Origin of the sequence: Pseudomonas sp. Sample_24, from assembly GCF_004307605.1 — a bacterium.
Taxonomy (GTDB): domain Bacteria; phylum Pseudomonadota; class Gammaproteobacteria; order Pseudomonadales; family Pseudomonadaceae; genus Aquipseudomonas.
Genome location: NZ_RCNW01000033.1, coordinates 1 through 19,070, shown reverse-complemented (window position 1 = coordinate 19,070; position 19,070 = coordinate 1). Strand labels below are relative to the sequence as shown.

Annotated in this window: 19 protein-coding genes; 6 read left to right on the top strand and 13 right to left on the bottom strand. The window is 61.5% G+C overall.

The annotated features are described in order from the left end of the window. From D8V06_RS01735 to pedF, 13 genes are all read right to left on the bottom strand, one after another. Positions 1–1,728 carry a NahK/ErcS family hybrid sensor histidine kinase/response regulator gene (locus D8V06_RS01735; RefSeq protein WP_056852885.1) on the bottom strand — a complete coding sequence of 576 codons (1,728 nt, stop codon included), beginning with the start codon at positions 1,726–1,728 and terminating at the stop codon, positions 1–3. Further along, positions 1,712–2,875, bottom strand: coding sequence for an alcohol dehydrogenase-like regulatory protein ErcA (gene ercA, locus D8V06_RS01730; protein WP_056852886.1), 1,164 nt, complete (start codon positions 2,873–2,875; stop codon positions 1,712–1,714). Before ercA ends, D8V06_RS01735 begins: the two co-directional genes overlap by 17 nt. A gap of 276 nt (positions 2,876–3,151) precedes the next feature. Next, entirely contained in the window at positions 3,152–4,294 is a 1,143-nt protein-coding gene (gene pqqE / locus D8V06_RS01720; RefSeq protein ID WP_056852887.1) for a pyrroloquinoline quinone biosynthesis protein PqqE, read from the bottom strand. Beyond that, a complete protein-coding gene (pqqD, locus tag D8V06_RS01715) occupies positions 4,272–4,544 on the bottom strand; it encodes a pyrroloquinoline quinone biosynthesis peptide chaperone PqqD (protein WP_056852888.1) in 273 nt (90 codons plus the stop codon). The genes pqqE and pqqD overlap by 23 nt, the downstream gene beginning before the upstream one ends. Further along, a complete protein-coding gene (gene pqqC, locus D8V06_RS01710; protein ID WP_130930319.1) occupies positions 4,541–5,293 on the bottom strand; it encodes a pyrroloquinoline-quinone synthase PqqC in 753 nt (250 codons plus the stop codon). The genes pqqD and pqqC overlap by 4 nt, the downstream gene beginning before the upstream one ends. A 122-nt stretch (positions 5,294–5,415) precedes the next feature. After that, on the bottom strand, positions 5,416–6,330 hold the full coding sequence (gene pqqB / locus D8V06_RS01705; RefSeq protein WP_130930318.1) for a pyrroloquinoline quinone biosynthesis protein PqqB: 915 nt from the start codon (positions 6,328–6,330) through the stop codon (positions 5,416–5,418). 55 nt (positions 6,331–6,385) lie between these two features. Next, positions 6,386–6,457, bottom strand: a complete 72-nt coding sequence (gene pqqA / locus D8V06_RS01700) for a pyrroloquinoline quinone precursor peptide PqqA (protein WP_003253598.1) — start codon at positions 6,455–6,457, stop codon at positions 6,386–6,388. Between the two features lie 228 nt (positions 6,458–6,685). Continuing rightward, complete coding sequence (locus tag D8V06_RS01695) at positions 6,686–8,206, bottom strand: aldehyde dehydrogenase family protein (protein WP_056852891.1); 1,521 nt, start codon at positions 8,204–8,206, stop codon at positions 6,686–6,688. A gap of 241 nt (positions 8,207–8,447) precedes the next feature. After that, positions 8,448–10,223, bottom strand: a complete 1,776-nt coding sequence (locus D8V06_RS01690; RefSeq protein WP_056852892.1) for a PQQ-dependent methanol/ethanol family dehydrogenase — start codon at positions 10,221–10,223, stop codon at positions 8,448–8,450. 261 nt (positions 10,224–10,484) lie between these two features. Beyond that, entirely contained in the window at positions 10,485–11,429 is a 945-nt protein-coding gene (locus tag D8V06_RS01685) for a quinoprotein relay system zinc metallohydrolase 1 (RefSeq protein ID WP_056852893.1), read from the bottom strand. Positions 11,430–11,445: 16 nt separating this feature from the next. Further along, a complete protein-coding gene (locus D8V06_RS01680) occupies positions 11,446–12,207 on the bottom strand; it encodes a quinoprotein dehydrogenase-associated SoxYZ-like carrier (protein ID WP_056852894.1) in 762 nt (253 codons plus the stop codon). 9 nt (positions 12,208–12,216) lie between these two features. Continuing rightward, a complete protein-coding gene (locus tag D8V06_RS01675; protein ID WP_130908657.1) occupies positions 12,217–13,092 on the bottom strand; it encodes a transporter substrate-binding domain-containing protein in 876 nt (291 codons plus the stop codon). 3 nt (positions 13,093–13,095) lie between these two features. Further along, positions 13,096–13,557 (bottom strand): cytochrome c-550 PedF, encoded by a 462-nt coding sequence (gene pedF / locus D8V06_RS01670; RefSeq protein WP_130904755.1) that lies wholly within the window; start codon positions 13,555–13,557, stop codon positions 13,096–13,098. Positions 13,558–13,767: 210 nt separating this feature from the next. Between pedF and D8V06_RS01665 the strand changes: the two genes are divergently transcribed. The 6 genes from D8V06_RS01665 (at position 13,768) to D8V06_RS01640 (ending at position 18,872) form a co-directional block, all read left to right on the top strand. Beyond that, a complete protein-coding gene (locus tag D8V06_RS01665) occupies positions 13,768–14,952 on the top strand; it encodes an ABC transporter substrate-binding protein (RefSeq protein WP_130930317.1) in 1,185 nt (394 codons plus the stop codon). Between the two features lie 30 nt (positions 14,953–14,982). Beyond that, positions 14,983–15,942, top strand: coding sequence for a YVTN family beta-propeller repeat protein (locus D8V06_RS01660; RefSeq protein WP_056852898.1), 960 nt, complete (start codon positions 14,983–14,985; stop codon positions 15,940–15,942). After that, complete coding sequence (locus D8V06_RS01655; RefSeq protein ID WP_130930316.1) at positions 15,939–16,670, top strand: ATP-binding cassette domain-containing protein; 732 nt, start codon at positions 15,939–15,941, stop codon at positions 16,668–16,670. Before D8V06_RS01660 ends, D8V06_RS01655 begins: the two co-directional genes overlap by 4 nt. Next, complete coding sequence (locus D8V06_RS01650) at positions 16,667–17,458, top strand: ABC transporter permease (RefSeq protein ID WP_130930315.1); 792 nt, start codon at positions 16,667–16,669, stop codon at positions 17,456–17,458. Before D8V06_RS01655 ends, D8V06_RS01650 begins: the two co-directional genes overlap by 4 nt. Before the next feature lie 134 nt (positions 17,459–17,592). Continuing rightward, a complete protein-coding gene (locus D8V06_RS01645; protein WP_130904751.1) occupies positions 17,593–18,150 on the top strand; it encodes a PQQ-dependent catabolism-associated CXXCW motif protein in 558 nt (185 codons plus the stop codon). A 56-nt stretch (positions 18,151–18,206) separates the two neighbouring features. Further along, the gene (locus D8V06_RS01640) at positions 18,207–18,872 is read left to right on the top strand and encodes a response regulator transcription factor (protein ID WP_056852902.1); all 666 of its coding nucleotides are present in this window, start codon (positions 18,207–18,209) and stop codon (positions 18,870–18,872) included. Positions 18,873–19,070 lie beyond the last annotated feature (198 nt).

Genomic DNA, 19,070 nt, shown 5'->3' with positions numbered 1-19,070 from the left:
CTAGCCCAATAGCTGACTCAATACCGCCCGCAACTTGCCGGGCTTCACCGGTTTGTTCAGCAACGGTGCGTTGAGTCGCTGCAATGCCCGCCGACAATGGTCGGTGCGGTCTGCCGTGATGATCACCGCCGCAATGTTGTGCTGGAAATGTTCGCGCAAATGTCGCACCACATCACAGCCCACGACACCGTGATCGAGGTGATAGTCCGCCAGAATCAATTCCGGCGCCCGCCCCTGCAACGCCGCCAGCGCCGACGCTTCATCGGTGGCGATCACCACATCACAGCCCCACTGCCCGAGCAGTGCGCTCATGCTTTGGAGAATACTCACTTCATTGTCCAGCACCAGCAGACGGCGTCCCGGCAACGGGTTGCCAGTGCCAGGCAGAGGCACTGCCTGACTCACCGGTAACGGAACTTCATCGGACAGCGGCACCTCGATGCTGAACATCGAACCGCGGCCCGGCACCGAATGCACATCGACTTTGTAGCCAAGGATCTTGGCGATACGCTCAACGATCGCCAGCCCCAGGCCCACGCCCTTGCGGTCAGCAGCACGGCCGACGTCCAGCTGATTGAACTCGAGGAAAATCGAATCGAGCCGGTCGGCGGCGATGCCGCGTCCGGTATCCCAAACCTCCACGCGCAACCTTTCGCCGCGGCGCCGAGCGCCCAGCAAAATGCTGCCTTCATCGGTGTAGCGGCAGGCGTTGCTGAGGAAGTTTCGCAGGATCCGCGTCATCAGGCGCAAATCGGTGCTGATGGCGCAATCAACGTGGTGCACTCGCAGGTTCAAGCCTGCCGCCTGCGCGACCGACTGGAACTCCGACACCAGCGGCCCGAACAGTTCATCGAGGCGATACGCGGCGACGTCTGGTTTCACCGCCGCCTGATCGAGCCGGGAAATGTCGAGCAGATCGGTCAGCAGGTCCTCGGCCCCTTCCAGGGCCTGGTGAGTGCGCTCCACCAGCACCTGCTCGGCTTCCGGCAATGTGCGCTCGCGCAAGGTCGAAATCAGCAACCGCGCAGCATTCAGCGGTTGCAACAGGTCGTGGCTGGCGGCGGCGAGGTACTTGTCCTTGCTGTGATTGGCGGCCTCGGCGGCATCGCGGGCGTCGCGCAAGGCCTTGGCGATTTGCTTGCGCTGGGTGATTTGCTGCTGAAGGTTTCGGTTGGCTTCGAGCAACTCATCGGTTCGCGCAGTGACCCGTCGTTCCAATTCGTCATTGAGTTGCTGTAAATGTTGCTGGGCCAACTTGCGCTCGGTGATGTCAGCGACAAAGCCCTCCACCAGTCCCTCCTGGCCGGGCTTGAGCAGCAAGTTCATCAAGACATCGAGATGACTGCCATCCTTGCGCCGCAACCGGGTTTCATAGCCGTGCAGACTGCTTTGGTGCCGGAGAATTTCGCCGATGTTCTCCAGCTCCTGCGCGCCGTCAACGAACAGGGTACTGGCCAGATCGCTCAGGGAAAACAGCACTTCCTGTGGGTTCTGGTAGCCGAGCATGCGCGCCAAGGCCGGGTTGGCGGCGCGCATGCCATCTTGCAGGCTGGCCTGGAAGATCCCGTGGACGGCGTTTTCGAACAGCCATTTGTAGCGATTACGCTCCGCCTCCAGCTCGTCCAGACGCGCGGCGAGTTCCGGGTAGTGGCTCTTGCGCGCTGAATGGCTGCCCAGCCCGAGCAATCCGGCCAGCGCCCGTTGCTGCTCGTCAGAGGGCTTCGCCATAGACAACCTCGACATCACGCTGGCTGGACTCGCGAGGGTTGGTCAGGATGCAGGGATCGTCCATCGCATGCTGTGACAGGAACGGAATGTCCGAAGTCCTGACCCCATGCAAACCGAGGGTTTCGTGAAAGCCGATGGCATGTTTGAGGGCGATCAGGTGTTCGACCAGACGCCCACAGATCTGCCGGTGATTCAAGCCGCGGCAATCGATGCCCAGGGTTTCGGCGATCACCTTGAAACGGTCCGGCGCCGAGTTGTAATTGAACGCCACTACATGCTCGACCAGCACCGCGTTGCACAGGCCATGGGGCAGATCGAGAAAGCCGCCGAGGCTGTGGGACATCGCATGCACCGCACCGAGGATGGCGTTGGAGAACGCCAGCCCGGCCTGCATGCTGCCCAGCATGATTTTCTCGCGCAATGCGATGTCGCCCGGGTTGGCGATCATCTGCACCAGGTTGCCATTGATCAGACGCATGGCCTCCAGCGCATGCGGATCGGTCAGCGGCCCATGGCCGGTGGACACGAAGGCTTCGATGGCATGCACCAACGCGTCGATACCAGTACAGGCCGACAGGAACGGGTCCATGCTCAGGGTGGTTTCCGGGTCGATCAGCGAAACGTCTGGCACCACGGCTTTGCTGACGATGGAAAACTTCATGCGTTCCTGCTGGTTGGAAATGATCACGAATTGCGAGACGTCCGCCGACGTGCCGGCGGTGGTCGGAATCAGGATCAGCGGCGGGCTGGGCACGCGAATGGTGTCGACGCCCTCGAACTCGAGAATGCTGCGGCCATGGGCAACCACAATGCCGATGCCTTTACCGCAGTCCATCGGGCTGCCACCTCCGACGGCAACGATCACGTCGCAGTGGTTTTCCCGGTACATTTCGGCGCCGAGCATGACTTCTTCGACCCGTGGGTTGGGTGAGACGTCACTGTAAAGGCAGTATTCGATGCCCAGCGCTTGCAGGCTGGCTTCGACATCGGCAACCCAGCCGGCGGCAATTACACCGGGATCACTGACCACCAGCACCTTGCGCGCACCAAAGGTCTTGGCGTAGTTACCGACACTATGCCGACTGCCGGCACCGAAGATGATTTCAGGCGAAACGAATTTACGCAGCTGGTTGAGACTCTGGCTCATTTGAAAGCCTGTTTTTATTGTTTTGGAAAGTACAAACCACACTAAACCATCCAGCTGCGAATGCAATCAGACCAATGGGTAGCCCATCCGGACTCACCGCCGCACCCCTGTAGGGTCATGCTGTTCACCTAAAAGAACGTTCGCACCCTTGTGGCGAGGGAGCTTGCTCCCGCTGGGGCGCGAAGCGGCCCTAAAAGGGACTGCTGGTGCGGCGATCCGACAAGCTCCCTCGCCGCGGGTGTTTGTCCTTATGTGAACAGCATGACGCTCGCCAGGCTAGCCGCGGTAGATCAGCTGTGAAGCTTTCGCATTGCGCAACGTCAGGTGCTCGATCCCCACCCCCGACGTTTCGGCTTCTTCGCGGGCCTTGAGAATCACCCCGTGATGCGGCGACTTGCTGCACACCGGGTCGGCATTGCTCGCATCGCCGGTCAGCATGAAGGCTTGGCAACGGCAGCCGCCCAGGTCCTTGTGCTTTTCATCGCAGGAGCGGCACGGCTCTTTCATCCAGTCATCGCCGCGAAAACGATTGAAACCGAAGGAGTCGTTCCAGATGTGCGCGATGCTGTGTTCGCGCACGTTGGGAAACGCTACCGGCAATTGTCGGGCGCTGTGACAGGGCAAGGCCGTGCCATCCGGGGTGATGTCGAGAAACAGGTTGGCCCAGCCGTTCATGCAGGTTTTGGGACGTTCTTCGTAATAGTCCGGGGTGACGAAAATCAGCTTGCACGGGTGGCCCTGGGCTTCAAGGCGTTCACGGTATTGGTTAGTGATGCGCTCGGCGCGCTGCAATTGCTCGCGGGTGGGCAGCAGGCCGACGCGGTTGAGTTCCGCCCAGCCGTAGAACTGGCAGGTGGCCAATTCGACAAAGTCCGCCTCCAGCTCCAGGCACAGCTCGATGATCTGCGCGATCCGGTCGATGTTGTGCCGATGGGTGACGAAGTTCAGCACCATCGGATAGCCCTGGGCTTTCACCGCACGGGCCATGGCGAGCTTCTGGGCAAAGGCCTTGTGCGAGCCGGCGAGCATGTTGTTCACCGTTTCGTCGGCCGCCTGGAAGCTGATCTGGATGTGATCCAGCCCGGCGATCTTGAAGTCGCGAATTTTCTGCTCGGTCAGGCCGATACCGGAGGTGATCAGGTTGGTGTAGTAGCCCATGTCCCGGGCGGCCTTGATCAGTTCAGCGAGGTCCTGGCGCACCAAGGGTTCACCGCCGGAAAAGCCCAATTGCGCGGCGCCCATGTCCCGCGCTTCGCGGAACACACGAATCCATTCTTGCGTGCTCAGCTCCTCGCCGTGCCGGGCAAAATCCAGTGGGTTGGAGCAATAAGGACATTGCAGCGGGCAGCGATAGGTCAGTTCGGCGAGCAGCCACAAGGGCGGTCCTGGAAGCGCCTCATTCGATCCAGAACTGCGCATGGGCCACCTCCAGAAACGCCAGCACGTCTTCGTCGATTCCGGGTACGCCGGGGAAGTTCGCACTCAGTTGTTCGATGATCGCCGCCACGCTACGTTGACCATCCACCAGGTTGAGAATCTGCCCGGCACTGGCGTTGAGCTTGATCATGCCTTCGGGATAAAGCAGCACGTGGCAGTCCTGTCGGGGCTCCCATTGCAGGCGAAAACCCCGACGCAGGGCGGGTGACTGCTGACGGTTGATCAGGTTCACAACGCGATCCCCCGGTGCCAGACCTTATCGTCGGTGACCGTGTGATACGGCGGGCGTTCGAGCTCGTAGGCCATGCTCATGGCATCGAGCATGCTCCACAGCACGTCGAGCTTGAATTGCAGGATCTGCAGCATCCGCTGCTGCCCCTCGGCGGTCACGTAATGCGTCAACGTGATGCGCAACCCGTGTTCGACATCGCGTCTGGCCTGGCTCAAGCGCGTGCGGAAATAGTCATAGCCGGCGGTGTCGATCCACGGGTAATGGGTCGGCCAGGCGTCGAGCCGCGATTGATGGATCTGTGGCGCGAACAACTCGGTCAATGAACTGCTGGCCGCTTCCTGCCAACAGGCGCGACGGGCGAAATTGACGTAGGCGTCCACCGCAAAACGCACGCCAGGCAGCACCAATTCCTGGGACAGGATTTGCTTGCGATCCAAACCTACCGCTTCGCCAAGACGCAACCAGGCTTCGATACCGCCCTCGCTGCCGGGAACGCCATCGTGGTCGAGAATCCGTTGCAGCCATTCCCGACGCACGTCGCGGTCCGGGCAATTGGCGAGAATCGCGGCGTCTTTGAGCGGGATGTTGACCTGATAATAGAAACGATTGGCGACCCAACCCTGGATCTGCTCGCGGCTGGCGCGGCCGGCGTACATGGCTTGATGAAATGGATGGTGGATGTGGTAGTAGGCGCCCTTGGCACGCAGGGCGGCTTCGAACTCGCTGGGGGACATGGGTGTGTCGGTCATTGCGGGTCTCCGGGAATCTTCGGTGTCTGTTCCGGCCTCTTCGCGGGCAAGCCCGCTGCCACAGGGTTCGGCAGTGTCCACAAAACCTGTGGGAGCGGGCTTGCCCGCGAAGGCGTCCTTCGCTACAGCTCAATACTCATGCCGTCATAAGCCACTTCAATCCCCCGCCGCTCCAGCAAAGCCCGCTCGGCCGAGTCTTCATCAAGGATCGGGTTAGTGTTGTTGATGTGGATCAGCACCTTGCGCTGGCGGTTGAAACCCTCCAGCAACTCCAGCATCCCGCCGGGGCCGCTTTGCGGGAGGTGCCCCATGTCGCTGCCCAGGCTCTGGCCAACTTCGCAGATAAGCATCTCGTCGTCGCGCCACAGGGTGCCGTCCAGCAGCAGGCAATCGGCACGTTGCATCCAGCCCAGGACTTCATCGTCAATCTGGCCAAGGCCCGGCGCATAGAACAACGAGGCGCCGCTGCGCACATCTTCGATGAACAGGCCAATGGTGTCGCCTGGTTGCGGGTTGCCGCGATTGGGCGAATACGGCGGCGCGTTGCTCACCAGCGGTATCGCGTGAAATCGCAAATGCCCGCAGGCCGGAATATGGAACGGCTGGCGATCGAGGCTCAGCGGTTGCCAGTGCAAACCGCCGTTCCAGTGCTCAAGCATGGTGAACAACGGGAAACCGCTGCTCAGGTCCCGATGCACGCGCTCGGTGCACCACACGTCATGCGGGCAGCCTTCGCGCAGGCTGAGCAAACCGGTGCAATGGTCGATCTGGCTGTCCAGCAGGACGATGCCGGCGATGGCGCTGTCACGCAGGCGCCGCGCCGGTTGCATCGGGGCAAAACTCTCGAGTTGCGCGCGGATGTCCGGTGACGCATTGCACAGTACCCACTCCACACCGTCGTCACTCAAGGCAATCGACGACTGCGTACGACGCTGCGCCCGCAAGCTGCCATCGCGCACACCGGCGCACTGGCGGCAGTTGCAGTTCCACTGCGGGAAACCTCCGCCAGCGGCGGAACCAAGAACGCGGATATGCATGGCGGATGCTCCGGAAGGCAGGCCCGGCCAACACAGCGGCTGGCCGGGTGGTCAATCAACGGTTGGCGAAATACATCGTCACTTCGAAGCCAATGCGCAGATCGGTAAACGCGGGTTTAGTCCACATGGGTCATTCCTCTTCTTGTGCCGGGTGATTCCGGTAGAGCCATTAATGCATGGGGCGTTGAGTGCCCGAATGCTACTTTCGAAGGAGTTGGCGGGGTGATTTGGTAGGGGGTGCGCGGGGTGTCAGAGACGGCCAAATCGCGGGCAAGCCTTGCTCCTACAGGTAGTGTCCGATCCTGTAGGAGCAAGGCTTGCCCGCGATTTGGCCGTTACACGGTTTCGTGTGGGATCAGAAGAAACCCAGCGGATTGATGTCGTAGCTCACCAGCAGGTTTTTGGTCTGCTGATAGTGATCGAGCATCATCTTGTGGTTCTCGCGACCGACGCCGGACTTCTTGTAGCCACCGAACGCGGCGTGCGCCGGGTACAGGTGGTAGCAGTTGGTCCACACCCGACCGGCCTTGATCGCCCGCCCCATGCGATAGGCGCGGTTGATGTCGCGGGTCCACAGGCCGGCGCCGAGGCCGAACTCACTGTCGTTGGCAATCGCCAGGGCCTCGGCTTCATCCTTGAAGGTCGTCACGCCCACCACCGGGCCGAAGATTTCTTCCTGGAACACGCGCATCTTGTTGTGGCCCTTGAGCAGGGTCGGCTGGATGTAGTAACCGCTGGACAGGTCGCCCTCCAGACGCTCGGCCGCACCGCCGGTGAGCAATTCAGCGCCCTCCTCCTGGGCAATGGTCAGGTACGAGAGAATCTTGTCGTATTGCTGCTCGGACGCCTGGGCGCCGACCATGGTCTCGGTGTCCAGCGGGTTGCCGCGCTTGATCTTGACGATCTTCTTCATCACTTCGGCCATGAACGGCTCGTAGATCGATTCCTGCACCAGCGCCCGGGACGGGCAGGTGCAAACCTCGCCCTGGTTGAAGAATGCCAACACCAGGCCTTCGGCAGCTTTTTCGATGAACGCCGGCTCGGCGTTCATGATGTCTTCGAAGAAAATGTTCGGCGACTTGCCGCCCAGTTCGACGGTGGACGGGATGATGTTCTCGGCGGCGCAATGCATGATGTGCGCGCCCACCGGGGTCGAGCCGGTGAAGGCGATCTTGGCGATGCGCTTGCTGGTGGCCAGCGCTTCGCCCGCTTCGCGCCCGAAACCCTGGACGATGTTCAGCACGCCCGCTGGCAGCAGGTCAGCGATCAGCTCAGCGAAGACCATGATCGACAGCGGCGTCTGTTCGGCAGGCTTGAGCACGATGCAGTTGCCGGCGGCCAGTGCCGGGGCAAGTTTCCAGGCGGCCATCAGCAGCGGAAAGTTCCACGGAATGATCTGCCCGACCACGCCCAGCGGTTCGTGGAAGTGATAGGCCGTGGTCAGTTCGTTGATTTCCGCCGCCCCGCCTTCCTGGGCGCGAATGCAGCCGGCGAAGTAGCGGAAGTGGTCGGCCGCCAGCGGCACGTCGGCGTTCAAAGTTTCGCGCACGGCCTTGCCGTTGTCCCAGGTTTCGGTGACGGCCAGGACCTCGAGGTTCTGTTCGATGCGGTCGGCGATTTTCAGCAATACCAGGGAACGGTCCTGGGCCGAGGTCTTGCCCCAGGCATCAGCAGCAGCATGGGCGGCGTCGAGGGCTTTTTCGATGTCGGCGGCGCTGGAACGCGGGAACTCGGCGATCACTTCACCGTTGACCGGCGAGGTGTTGGTGAAGTATTCGCCATTGATCGGCGCGACGAACTCGCCGCCGATGAAATTGCCGTAGCGCGGTTTGAAGGTAATGACGGCGCCTGGGGTTCCGGGTTGTGCGTAGATCATGGTGGGCCTCTGTCTGGGTCGATGCCTGTCGTACTGACAGACGATGAGCCGATACTAGAGAGCCCCGAGTGCCAGACGAATGCATCGTTGGCAGGAGGGACTCTCGTTATTTGGTAGTAGGTGATCGTTCCCACGCTCCGCGTGGGAATGCCTCAACGGACGCTCCGCGTTCGGCTTTTGGGACGCAGAGCGTCCCGGGCTGCTTTCCCACGCAGAGCGTGGGAACGATCAATTGCAGCGATCAGTGCTTGGCGACCAGGTCTTTGGGCAACTTGAACGTCCAGAGCATGCCGCCCTGGTTGAAGTCCTTCACGCGCTTGGCCACTTCGCCGCCCCACAACGGCACCGCGCCGCCCCAGCCGGACAGCACCGAGACGTATTGTTCGCCGTCCATTTCCCAGGTCACGGGCGAGCCGAGTACGCCGGAACCGGTCTGGAATTCCCAGACCTTTTCGCCGGTCTTGGCGTTGAACGCCTGCAGGAAACCTTCAGGCGTGCCGGTGAACACCAGGTTGCCCTTGGTGGTCAGCACGCCGCCCCACAGCGGCGCGTAGTTCTTGTGACGCCAGACTTCCTTGCCGGTTTTCGGGTCGATGGCGCGCAGCACGCCGATGTAGTCCTCGTTCAATGGCTTGATGGTGAAACCCGCGCCGAGGAACGCCGCGCCTTTTTTGTAGGCGATGCCTTCGTTCCAGATGTCCATACCCCATTCGTTGGACGGCACATAGAACAGTCCGGTGTCTCTGTTATAAGCCATCGGCATCCAGTTTTTCGCACCGAGGAACGCCGGCGCAACGAACACCGAGCTGCCCTTGGCTTCGGAACCCGGGGCGCCGGGACGGCTGGCTTCGTTGTAGATCGGCCGGCCGTCCTTATCCAGGCCGGTGGCCCAGGTGATCTTGTCCACGAACGGGAAGCCACGGATGAATTTGCCGTTGGTGCGGTCGAGCACGTAGAAGAAACCGTTTCGGTCGGCCGTGGCCGCTGCCTTGATCTCCTTGCCGCCTTCGCTGTAGTTGAACGACACCAGCTCGTTCACGCCGTCGTAGTCCCAACCGTCGTGGGGCGTGCTCTGGAAGTGCCACTTGATGGTGCCGTCGTCCGGGTTGAGCGCCAGGCGCGATGAAGAGTAGAGGTTGTCGCCAGGGCGCAGGTGCGAGTTCCACGGCGCCGGGTTACCGGTGCCGAACAGCAGCAAGTTGGTTTCCGGGTCGTAATAACCGCCGAGCCAGGGGGCGGCACCGCCGGTTTTCCAGAGGTCGCCAGGCCAGGTTTTGCCCGCCTCGCCGCCAGAGATGCCGTTCTCCACCGCTTTGCCGTCCTTGTAGACGTAGCCCATGTGGCCTTCGACCGTTGGCCGCGACCACAACAACTGACCGTTTTTCGGATCGTAGGCTTCGATCTTGCCCACAACGCCGAACTCGCCGCCGGCCACGCCGGTAATCAGCTTGCCATTGATCACTAGCGGCGCGGCACTGATCGAATACCCTTCCTTGTGGTCGGCGACTTTCTTGCTCCAGACCACCTTGCCGGTGTCCTTGTTCAACGCCACGAGTTTGGCATCGAGGGTGCCGAAAATCACCAGATCGCCGTACAGCGCAACGCCACGGTTGATCACGTCACAGCAAGGGCGGATGTCATCGGGCAGGCGTGCATCGTATTGCCAGAGTTTTTTGCCGGTGCGTGCATCCACGGCGAACACCCGCGAGTAGGAGCCGGTCAGGTACATCACGCCGTCCTTGACCATCGGCTGCGCTTGCTGGCCACGCTGTTTTTCTCCGCCGAAGGAGAACGCCCAGGCCGGCCGCAGCTCCTTGACGTTGTCGACGTTGAGAATATCCAGCGGGCTGTAGCGCTGCCCCTGAACGCCCAGGCCGTTGGTCACGACCTGCTCCGGGTTCTTTGGGTCCTGGAGAATGTCCTGGTCGGAAACCCCGGCCAAGGCCTGGCCGGACAACAGCATGGCACTGAGCAACAGGCTCAAGACGAAGGGCTGGCGACGTGCGGGTTGGGTCATGACGGCTTCCTCTGCGGATTTTTGTTATGCCCGGGAAATTTTCCCGGTCTGGTGCAGATTCTTGGGCGCCGCCGCCCTGGCCACAATTGGCCGCAATGTGGAGATTTCTAGTTCCTTGGTACAGGTTCGGAGGAGATGAGTGCTGACTGATCGTTCCCACGCTCTGCGTGGGAATGCAGCCCGGGACGCTCCGCGCCCCTTTTCGAAAGCTGGAACGCGGAGCGTCCCTTGAGGCATTCCCACGCGGGAGCGTGGGAACGATCATTGCCTGTTATTCGCGGCGGAATCGACACGGGGCATTTGTGCGCGCTCGTAGCGCGGGTACAGATGGCTGACGCTGCGGATCAGTTCATAACGGCTCAGGTTGATCCCGGCGAAGCGTTCAGGGATGGGGCTGCGGATCATCTCCGCCATGTCGTGGCCATTGGCGGCACCGTCGCGCATGAGCTGATCGAGCCAGTTCAGGTAATCGCGCATTTGCTCGAAGGGTTGTCGATCGCTCGCCACCGGTCCATGGCCCGGCACGACGTGTGTCCAGGGCAAACCCTGGAGGGCGGCGATGTCCGCCAGCCATACCGACAGCCCGGGACTGTTGGGCGTGGTCAATGCCCGCTGATAAAACACCAGGTCCCCGGCAAACAGCACACCGGTTCGCTGGTCGAGAATAGCCAGATCCGCGCCCGTATGCCCACCCAGGCTCAGCAAGCGCAGATCATGATTCCCAAAACTTTTCACACCAGGGGTCAGCGTCAGCGTCGGCAATACCACTTCGGTACCGCGCATCCAGTCGCCGACCATCCGGTACATGTTCTCGGCCATGGCATCGCCTTGCCGATGCAACAGCTCGGTGGTGCCGGCCAAAGCGCCGATCGGCACGTCACTGAAGGCCTGATTGCCCAGCACATGGTCCGGGTGGTGATGGGTCAGCAAGACCTCGATCACCGGTTTATCAGTGGTGCTGGCAATCGCCTTGCGCATCGCTTCGCCGTAGCGCTTCGACGGGCCGGTGTCGATAACCACCACGCCGCGCTCGGTGACGATGAACGCGGTATTGACGATGTTGCCGCCGTTGGTCTTGGCGAAATTGTCGGTACTGCCCTCCAGCAGCCAGGTGTCCTCGGCGATCTGCCGGGGCTTGAGCACGTATTCCAGGTCGGCCATGACCGGCAGGCTGACGCTTAACACCATCATCAGGATCCAGCGCATGCCACGCTCCTTGGGGTCAGGGGATCGACGCATCGAACTCATTGCCGCTGTTGTCCCGCAGCAACAGCCGCGTTTGCCCTGCCCCCTCGATATCGAACGCCAGGCTGGGATTTTCACTGACGGCAGGAAACAGCTCCAGCCGGGCCAGCACTTGCTCGTTGTGGTCGCGCAACTCGGCATGGTTGATGAAAAATTCCGGAATGCCGCTGACCATGCCGTTGTCCATCGGGTGGGCTATCTGCATACGCAAGCGGCTGAACCCGTCCCGGGGATAGCGCCCGCCGAGCACTTCGCCGATGTGCTCCTCCCAGCCCGGTTGAGTGCGCACCACACTTGGCGCGGTGCAGCCGCCACCCGCCGCGTCGATCAGGGCTGAACCGACATGCCACACGCCGTCGCGGGTCAACACCGCTGCGCGCAAGGGCGTTGCCTGCTCAATGCGAATGCGCAATGACAGCCAGGGTAAAACCGAACCCAGCGGCTGGAAGTCGACGATTTTCGGCAGCGGGTTCAACTCTGCCCAGGCGAGGATTCTCACCACATCGCCCTTGAACGCCCGAGCGTCGATTTCCAGCGGCACCTGCCGGGCGTCTTCGGCAAACGGCGGTGCGAGCAACTTGACCCGTTCATCAAAAACGAACGGCGCATTGCCGAGCAATTGCTGGTGATAGAACGCCCACATCACTGAAGGCACCGGGTCCTTACCGGGATCGATAGCGTGCGCGTGCGGGGCCAGGCTCAGCCAGCAGGCCAACAGACAACTCCCTCGCCATTTCATCGCCTGCTCCTATTGATACATCTCGGGCACGTCGTACCGCAGGCCGTAATGACCGTAGAGGGTCTTCAGCGTGCCGTCACGGATCAGGCCTTCCAGGGCCTCTTCCACGGCATAAGCCAATTGCCGGTTGCTTTCATGCACCGCCATGCCGATTTCCCACAGCTGTTTGCCCATGTTCGGGTAGGCGTTCTCGGCCAGTGCTACTTGTGGGTCGGCTGCTTCATGCACCTGCCAGTCGATTTCGCCGCGCATGGCCATCACCGCGTCGACCTCACCGGCCTTCATCGCGGCAAATGCCTGGGGCACACCCGGATAGTGATGGGTCTTGCCGGCGAGCATGCCGTTGAATACCGAGGTCAGGTAGAACGACGGCACGCTGTCGACTTCAACGCCGATCGGGTGCTGCTCGAACACCGCGACGCTGGCCACCTTGTCCAGCCGTCGGCGGTCATAGGCCACCTGCCATTGTTCGGTCTGGTACGGACCGAACATCACCACTTGGCCGTTGACCAGCTCACCGAGCTCGTTGCGCTTCTGCGCGTAGTCATGGTCGTAGGGCACGCGCATCATCAGGTCGGCCAGTTGCTGGTTGTGCAAGGCACTGGCACGCCAGATGTAATCGCGCAGGTCGTCGTCGAGCTTTTCCCCGGCCGGCGCCCAGATCAGCGTCAGGCGCACGCCGAGCGCCTTGGCCAACGCTTCGGCGAGCTCGACATCGACGCCGCGAGGCTGCCCGTTACGCTCAAAGCTGTAGGGGGCAAAGTCCTTGTAGACCGCCACCTTCAACTCACCGGCGGCGATCATTTCGTCGTAGTTGCGTACCTGCGCGTGCACCACCTGCAAACACAGCGACAGCGCGCAGACCAACACCGCCAGCAGACGCATGGGTCACTCCTCGACGCGCACGGTATCCAGATAAGTGCGTACGGCCCACAGGGCTTCCTGACTCAGGTAATCCGCCATTTTCGGCATGTACACTCGACCGTCACGTACCGCGCCATGGCGCACACGCTCGACGAACCATTCATCGCCCGCCTCGCCGACATCCAGCATGCGCAAGTCCGGGGCGATGCCACCGGACTTGGCTTCCAGGCCGTGACAGGCCGCGCAGTTCTGGTTGTAGGCAGACGCACCGATCTCCACCGCCTTGTCGTGTTCCGGCGCGGCGCGATACGGGTTCACCGCGGCCCAGCCATCAGCATCGAGTTGCACCCCCGCATCCTTGATCGGGGTCAGGCCCTGGGTGGCGACGGCCTGTGGCACCACATTGCCGTGGGCCCAGGCGGAGCCCGCGCCGATAAGACCGGCCAACAGTCCGGTGATGAGCAAGGCGTTGCGTTTTGTTGTCATTGTTATGCCCTCTGGATTGCACGCAGAACCTCTTGGCTGAGGCTATGGCAGCCATCTTAGAAACGGCGCCGCACTCACCCCATGCTGCTTTGGTGGTCGCCGCCTACTTCCTTGGTAGTAAGGCGCTGGATGGACGCCACCGGTACTTTCTGCATATTTTCACGGCACCACAGGCTTCCTATGCTGGCGCTAACGGTCATGGAGAACCTTATGCGCCAGCTTGCCCCTTACGCCCTGATCTACCTGCTGGCGATTGTTTGCGCCGCCGGCCTGGCCACCCGAAGCCAGGCCGCCGATGCGCCCCTGCAGGTGCGAATCGGCTACCTGGGTTACCGCCCCGATCCGGGTCCGTTGCTGTCGAACGTCATCCCCGAACCCACCGATGCCGGGCTGCGCGGCGCCGAACTGGCGATCACCGACAGCAACAGCACCGGGCGCTTTCTCAACCACGGCTACAGCCTGGTCAGCGCCAGCGTCGACAGCCCCGAAGCTTTGCTCGATGCGGCCAAGACGCAACATGAACAAGGCCTGCGCCTGTTCGTGGTCAATGCCCCCGCGGCCAGCCTGCGCCAGTTGAGTGCGGCACTGCCCGACAGTCTGCTGTTCAACGCCGGCAGTGCCGATGACAGCCTGCGCACCACCGATTGCCTGCCCAACGTGCTGCACACCTTGCCGAGCCGGGCGATGCTCGCCGATGCACTGGTGCAGTTTCTGGTGCTGCGTAAATGGCAACGGGCGCTGCTGATTGTCGGCCCGACGCCGGACGATCAAGCCTATGCCGCCGCCCTGCGCCGCGCAGCCAAGCGCTTCGGCCTGCAATGGGTGGCGGAAAAACCCTGGAGCTTCGATAACGACCAGCGCCGCAGCGCCCAGGCCGATATGCCGCTGTTCACCCAAACTGCCGAATACGACGTAGTACTGGTGGCTGATGAGCGTGGCGACTTCGGCGAATACGTGCCCTACCAGACCTGGTACCCGCGCCCGGTCGCCGGCACCCAGGGCCTGACCCCGGTGGGCTGGCACAAGACCGTGGAAACCTACGGCGCCGCCCAATTGCAAAAACGCTTCGAAGCCCTGAGCGGGCGCTGGATGAATAACCGCGATTTTGCCGCCTGGATGGCCGTGCGCAGCATCGCAAGCGCCGTGAGCAAGTTGCGCCAGACCGAGCCGATGGCGATCCGTACGCTGCAAATTAGCGACCAATTGCCCCTCGACGGTTTCAAGGGTCGCAAGCTCAGTTACCGGCCCTGGAACGGCCAGTTGCGCCAGCCGATTCCGATTGTCCAGCCCCGGGCGCTGGTCAGCACTTCTCCCCAGGACGGCTTTCTGCACCCGTTCAACGAAATGGACAGCCTGGGCTACGACAAGCCTGAGGTTACTTGCCGCTTTCCGTGATCCGATAACCACAACAACAAGGAATCTGCCATGCGCCGCACCCTGCTTTCATGCGCCCTGCTCTTCGCCGCCGGCCATGCCGCTGCCAGTACGGCCTGGGTCTCCAACGAAAAGGACAACAACCTGAGCCTGATCGACATGCAGACCCTGCAAGTCACCGAGACCCTGCCGGTCGGCCAGCGCCCTCGCGGCCTGCTGCTGTCCCATGACAATAAGCTGTTGTACATCTGCGCCAGTGACTCGGACCGCGTTCAGGTGATGGATGTGGCGACGCGCAAGATCATCAAGGAATTGCCCTCGGGCAAGGATCCCGAACAATTTGCCCTGCACCCCAACAACCGCTGGCTGTATGTCTCCAACGAAGACGATGCACTGGTCACCGTGATCGACACCGAGACCTCCAAGGTGCTCGGTCAGATCAACGTCGGTGTCGAACCCGAAGGCATGGCCGTCAGCCCTGACGGCAAATGGGCAGTGAACACCAGCGAAACCACCAACATGCTGCACTGGATCGACACCAGCACCCAGACGCTGGCCGACAGCACCCTGGTGGATCAACGACCGCGTTTCGTTGAGTTTTCCCCGGACGGCGCTCAGTTGTGGGCTTCGGCGGAAATCGGCGGCACCGTGACCATTCTCGATGTAGCCAGCCGCAACGTGCTCAAGACCCTGAACTTCCAGATCAAGGGTGTGCACCCGGACAAGGTCCAGCCGGTCGGCGTCAAACTCAGCGCCGACGGCAAGTACGGCTTCGTCGCACTCGGCCCGGCCAATCATGTGGCGGTGATCGATGCCAAGACTTTCGAGATCCTCGATTACCTGCTGGTGGGTCGGCGAGTCTGGCAGATGGCGTTCACACCGGATCAGAAACAGTTACTGGCCACCAATGGCGTCAGCGGCGATGTCTCGGTGATCGATGTCGACAGTCTCAAGGTCAGCAAATCGGTGAAGGTCGGGCGCTATCCCTGGGGCGTGGTGGTGACGCCATGAACGCCCTTGAAGTCATTGACCTGAGCTTTGCCTATGGCGCCCGGGAGGCCTTGGGCAAAGTGAGTTTCAGCCTGGGGCCCGGGCGTTTCGCCGCGCTGCTGGGACCCAATGGCGCCGGCAAGTCGACCCTGATTGCCCTGCTGACCCGGCTCTATGATCTGCAACACGGCGAGATCCTCGTCGGTGGCTGTTCATTGCGCAGCGCGGCACGCCCGGCACTCAGGCAGTTGGGCGTGGTGTTCCAGCAAAGTACCCTCGACCTGGACCTCAGCGTCGAGCAAAACCTGCGTTATCACGCAGCGTTGCACGGTCTGTCCCGGCGCCAGACCGACCTTCGCGTCGACGCCGAGCTGGCCCGTCAGTCCCTCACCGAACGCCGCCGAGAACGCGTACGCGAACTCAACGGTGGTCATCGTCGCCGGGTGGAAATTGCCCGCGCCCTGCTCCACCAGCCGCGCCTGTTGTTGCTGGACGAAGCCAGTGTCGGGCTCGACCCGGCAAGTCGCCTGGCGCTCAACCAGCACCTGCGCAGTCTGTGTCGCGAAGAGCGCATCAGTGTGGTCTGGACCACCCACCTGCTCGACGAAGTGCAACCCAGCGATGACTTGTTGATCCTGCATCAAGGCCGGCTGGTGGCCAGTGGGCAGGCCAACGCACTGAGCCTGGAACACGGCGGCGACCTCGGCTCGGCCTTCACCCGACTGACGACTTCAGGAGCCAGGCAATGACAGCTTATTGGCAATGCTTCAGCGGTATCGTTTGGCGCGAATGGCTACGCTTTGTGCTGCAACGCACGCGATTTCTCAGCGCCCTGGTGCGGCCATTGCTGTGGTTGCTGGTGTTCGCGGCAGGCTTTCGTGCTGCATTGGGGATCGCGATCATCGAACCCTACGACACTTACATTCCGTACGAGGTCTACATCATTCCCGGCCTGGCCTGCATGATCCTGCTGTTCAACGGCATGCAGGGCTCATTGTCGATGGTCTACGACCGTGAAATGGGCAGTATGCGCGTGCTGTTGACCAGCCCTTTGCCGCGTACCTTTCTGCTGTGCAGCAAGCTGCTGGCCACTTCACTGATTTCGCTGTTGCAGGTGTATGCGTTCCTGGCGATTGCCTGGGTGTACGGCGTGCGACCACCAGCTATGGGGCTGTTGCTGGCGCTACCGGCCCTGCTGCTGGTGGCGCTGATGCTCAGCGCGCTGGGGCTGTTGCTGTCGAACGCGATCCGTCAGTTGGAAAACTTTGCCGGGGTGATGAATTTCGTGATTTTCCCGATGTTTTTCCTGTCGTCGGCGCTGTACCCGCTGTGGAAAATGCGCGAGGCCAGCGAATGGCTGTATTGGCTGTGTGCGGTGAATCCGTTCAGCCATGCCGTGGAGCTGGTACGGTTCGCCCTGTATGAACGGTTCAATCCACTGGCGCTGGCGGTGTGCATGGGTCTGACGCTGCTGTTTGCGTTGTTCGCCGTACTGACCTTCAACCCGCAGCATGCAGCCTTGCGCAAGGCCGGGTGACAGCACATCGCTCCCACAATTGAGCTTCAACAGGGGAAATTACTACTTTAGTACTGGTTTCCCTGTCTATCGTCGCATTCCCAACGTCCCCCGACTGGCATGTAATGAGGCCATAACTATAAGGACTCAATCCCATGCCGCGTGTCCGACGCTGTCTGCTGCGCCCTTGCCTCGCCGCCCTGTCGCTGAGCCTCGTACTGGGTGTCGCGCAGGCCGATACCCGACTGTTCTCTGCCGACGGCTATCGCATCGACCTGTATCGAAGCCCGACGCCGACCCAGTTACCAGGCGCCACCATCGTCGACACCCCTGCCCTGCAATTGTTGCTTGAACAACAGCCGCGCCCGCTGCTGATCGACGTCTACCGGCGGCAATGGCTGCAAGGCCGGTTCATCGAAGACACGCCCCACGAAAACCTGCCCGGCAGCCATTGGCTGGCCAATACCGGCGACGGTGAACTGACGCCGCAATGGCAGGATTATTTCGCCGCCCACCTGAAAAAGCTGACCGCCGGCGACCCGACGCAACCGCTGGTCTTCTATTGCCGCTCTGACTGCTGGTTGAGCTGGAACGCGGTCAAGCGTGCGGGCGCCATGGGCTATAAGACGTTGTATTGGTATCGCGATGGCCTGGACGCCTGGCAAGCGGCCAGTCTGCCAGTGTCGCCTGCCCGCCCGGAGCCCTTTCCCTGAGCTTTACGCCTGCGTGTTATTGCCACACCATAATCAAAATAATGAGGTGAAAGGCCATGTACAAAATCCTGATTGCCGACGATCACCCGCTGTTTCGCGAAGCCATTCACAACGTCATCAGCGACGGTTTTGCCGGCAGCGAAGTGATGGAAACCGCTGACCTGGACAGCGCCTTGGCCCTGACCCAGGAACATGACGACCTGGACCTGATTCTGCTCGATTTGAACATGCCCGGCATGCATGGGCTCAATGGCCTGATCAACCTGCGTAACGAAGCACCGACCATTCCAGTGGTGATCGTTTCCGCCGAGCAGGACAAGCAGATTGTCCTGCAAGCCATCACTTATGGGGCGGTGGGTTTCATCACCAAGTCGTCACCGCGTGCCCAGATGACCGACGCCATCCAGCAAATTCTCAATGGCAATGTCTACTTGCCTCCAGACATCATCCGCACTGCCAAAAGCAGCACCCACCGGCGGATGAACGACACCCCGGCGTTCCCGCCCGAACTGCTGCAAGCCCTGACCCGCAAGCAACTGCAAGTGCTGGAACGGATGACCAAGGGCGAGTCGAACAAGCAGATCGCCTACACCCTGGAAATTGCCGAAACCACGGTCAAGGCCCATGTCTCGGCAATCCTGCGCAAGCTCAACGTGCACAATCGAGTGCAGGCGATCCTGAGTGCCGGGGATATTGATTTCGGCTCTTATCTGCGGCGTTGAAACAGAAGATCGCGACGCTTCCATCGCTGGCAAGCCAGCTCCCACAGGGTTTTGTGAACAGCACACATCCACTGTGGGAGCTGGCTTGCCAGCGATGAGGCCCTCACAAACACCGACAGGCTCATGGCCTTGCGAGCAAGTGACTCCCACAGGGTTTTGTGAACAGCACACATCCACTGTGGGAGCTGGCTTGCCAGC

Coding starts and splice junctions, on each gene's coding strand:
- D8V06_RS01735 (WP_056852885.1), bottom strand. CDS start 1,728: ATGGCGAAGCCCTCTGACGAGCAGCAACGGGCGCTGGCCGGATTGCTC.
- ercA (WP_056852886.1), bottom strand. CDS start 2,875: ATGAGCCAGAGTCTCAACCAGCTGCGTAAATTCGTTTCGCCTGAAATC.
- pqqE (WP_056852887.1), bottom strand. CDS start 4,294: ATGCGCAGTTCTGGATCGAATGAGGCGCTTCCAGGACCGCCCTTGTGG.
- pqqC (WP_130930319.1), bottom strand. CDS start 5,293: ATGACCGACACACCCATGTCCCCCAGCGAGTTCGAAGCCGCCCTGCGT.
- pqqB (WP_130930318.1), bottom strand. CDS start 6,330: ATGCATATCCGCGTTCTTGGTTCCGCCGCTGGCGGAGGTTTCCCGCAG.
- D8V06_RS01695 (WP_056852891.1), bottom strand. CDS start 8,206: ATGATCTACGCACAACCCGGAACCCCAGGCGCCGTCATTACCTTCAAA.
- D8V06_RS01690 (WP_056852892.1), bottom strand. CDS start 10,223: ATGACCCAACCCGCACGTCGCCAGCCCTTCGTCTTGAGCCTGTTGCTC.
- D8V06_RS01685 (WP_056852893.1), bottom strand. CDS start 11,429: ATGCGCTGGATCCTGATGATGGTGTTAAGCGTCAGCCTGCCGGTCATG.
- D8V06_RS01680 (WP_056852894.1), bottom strand. CDS start 12,207: ATGAAATGGCGAGGGAGTTGTCTGTTGGCCTGCTGGCTGAGCCTGGCC.
- D8V06_RS01675 (WP_130908657.1), bottom strand. CDS start 13,092: ATGCGTCTGCTGGCGGTGTTGGTCTGCGCGCTGTCGCTGTGTTTGCAG.
- pedF (WP_130904755.1), bottom strand. CDS start 13,557: ATGACAACAAAACGCAACGCCTTGCTCATCACCGGACTGTTGGCCGGT.
- D8V06_RS01665 (WP_130930317.1), top strand. CDS start 13,768: ATGCGCCAGCTTGCCCCTTACGCCCTGATCTACCTGCTGGCGATTGTT.
- D8V06_RS01660 (WP_056852898.1), top strand. CDS start 14,983: ATGCGCCGCACCCTGCTTTCATGCGCCCTGCTCTTCGCCGCCGGCCAT.
- D8V06_RS01655 (WP_130930316.1), top strand. CDS start 15,939: ATGAACGCCCTTGAAGTCATTGACCTGAGCTTTGCCTATGGCGCCCGG.
- D8V06_RS01650 (WP_130930315.1), top strand. CDS start 16,667: ATGACAGCTTATTGGCAATGCTTCAGCGGTATCGTTTGGCGCGAATGG.
- D8V06_RS01645 (WP_130904751.1), top strand. CDS start 17,593: ATGCCGCGTGTCCGACGCTGTCTGCTGCGCCCTTGCCTCGCCGCCCTG.
- D8V06_RS01640 (WP_056852902.1), top strand. CDS start 18,207: ATGTACAAAATCCTGATTGCCGACGATCACCCGCTGTTTCGCGAAGCC.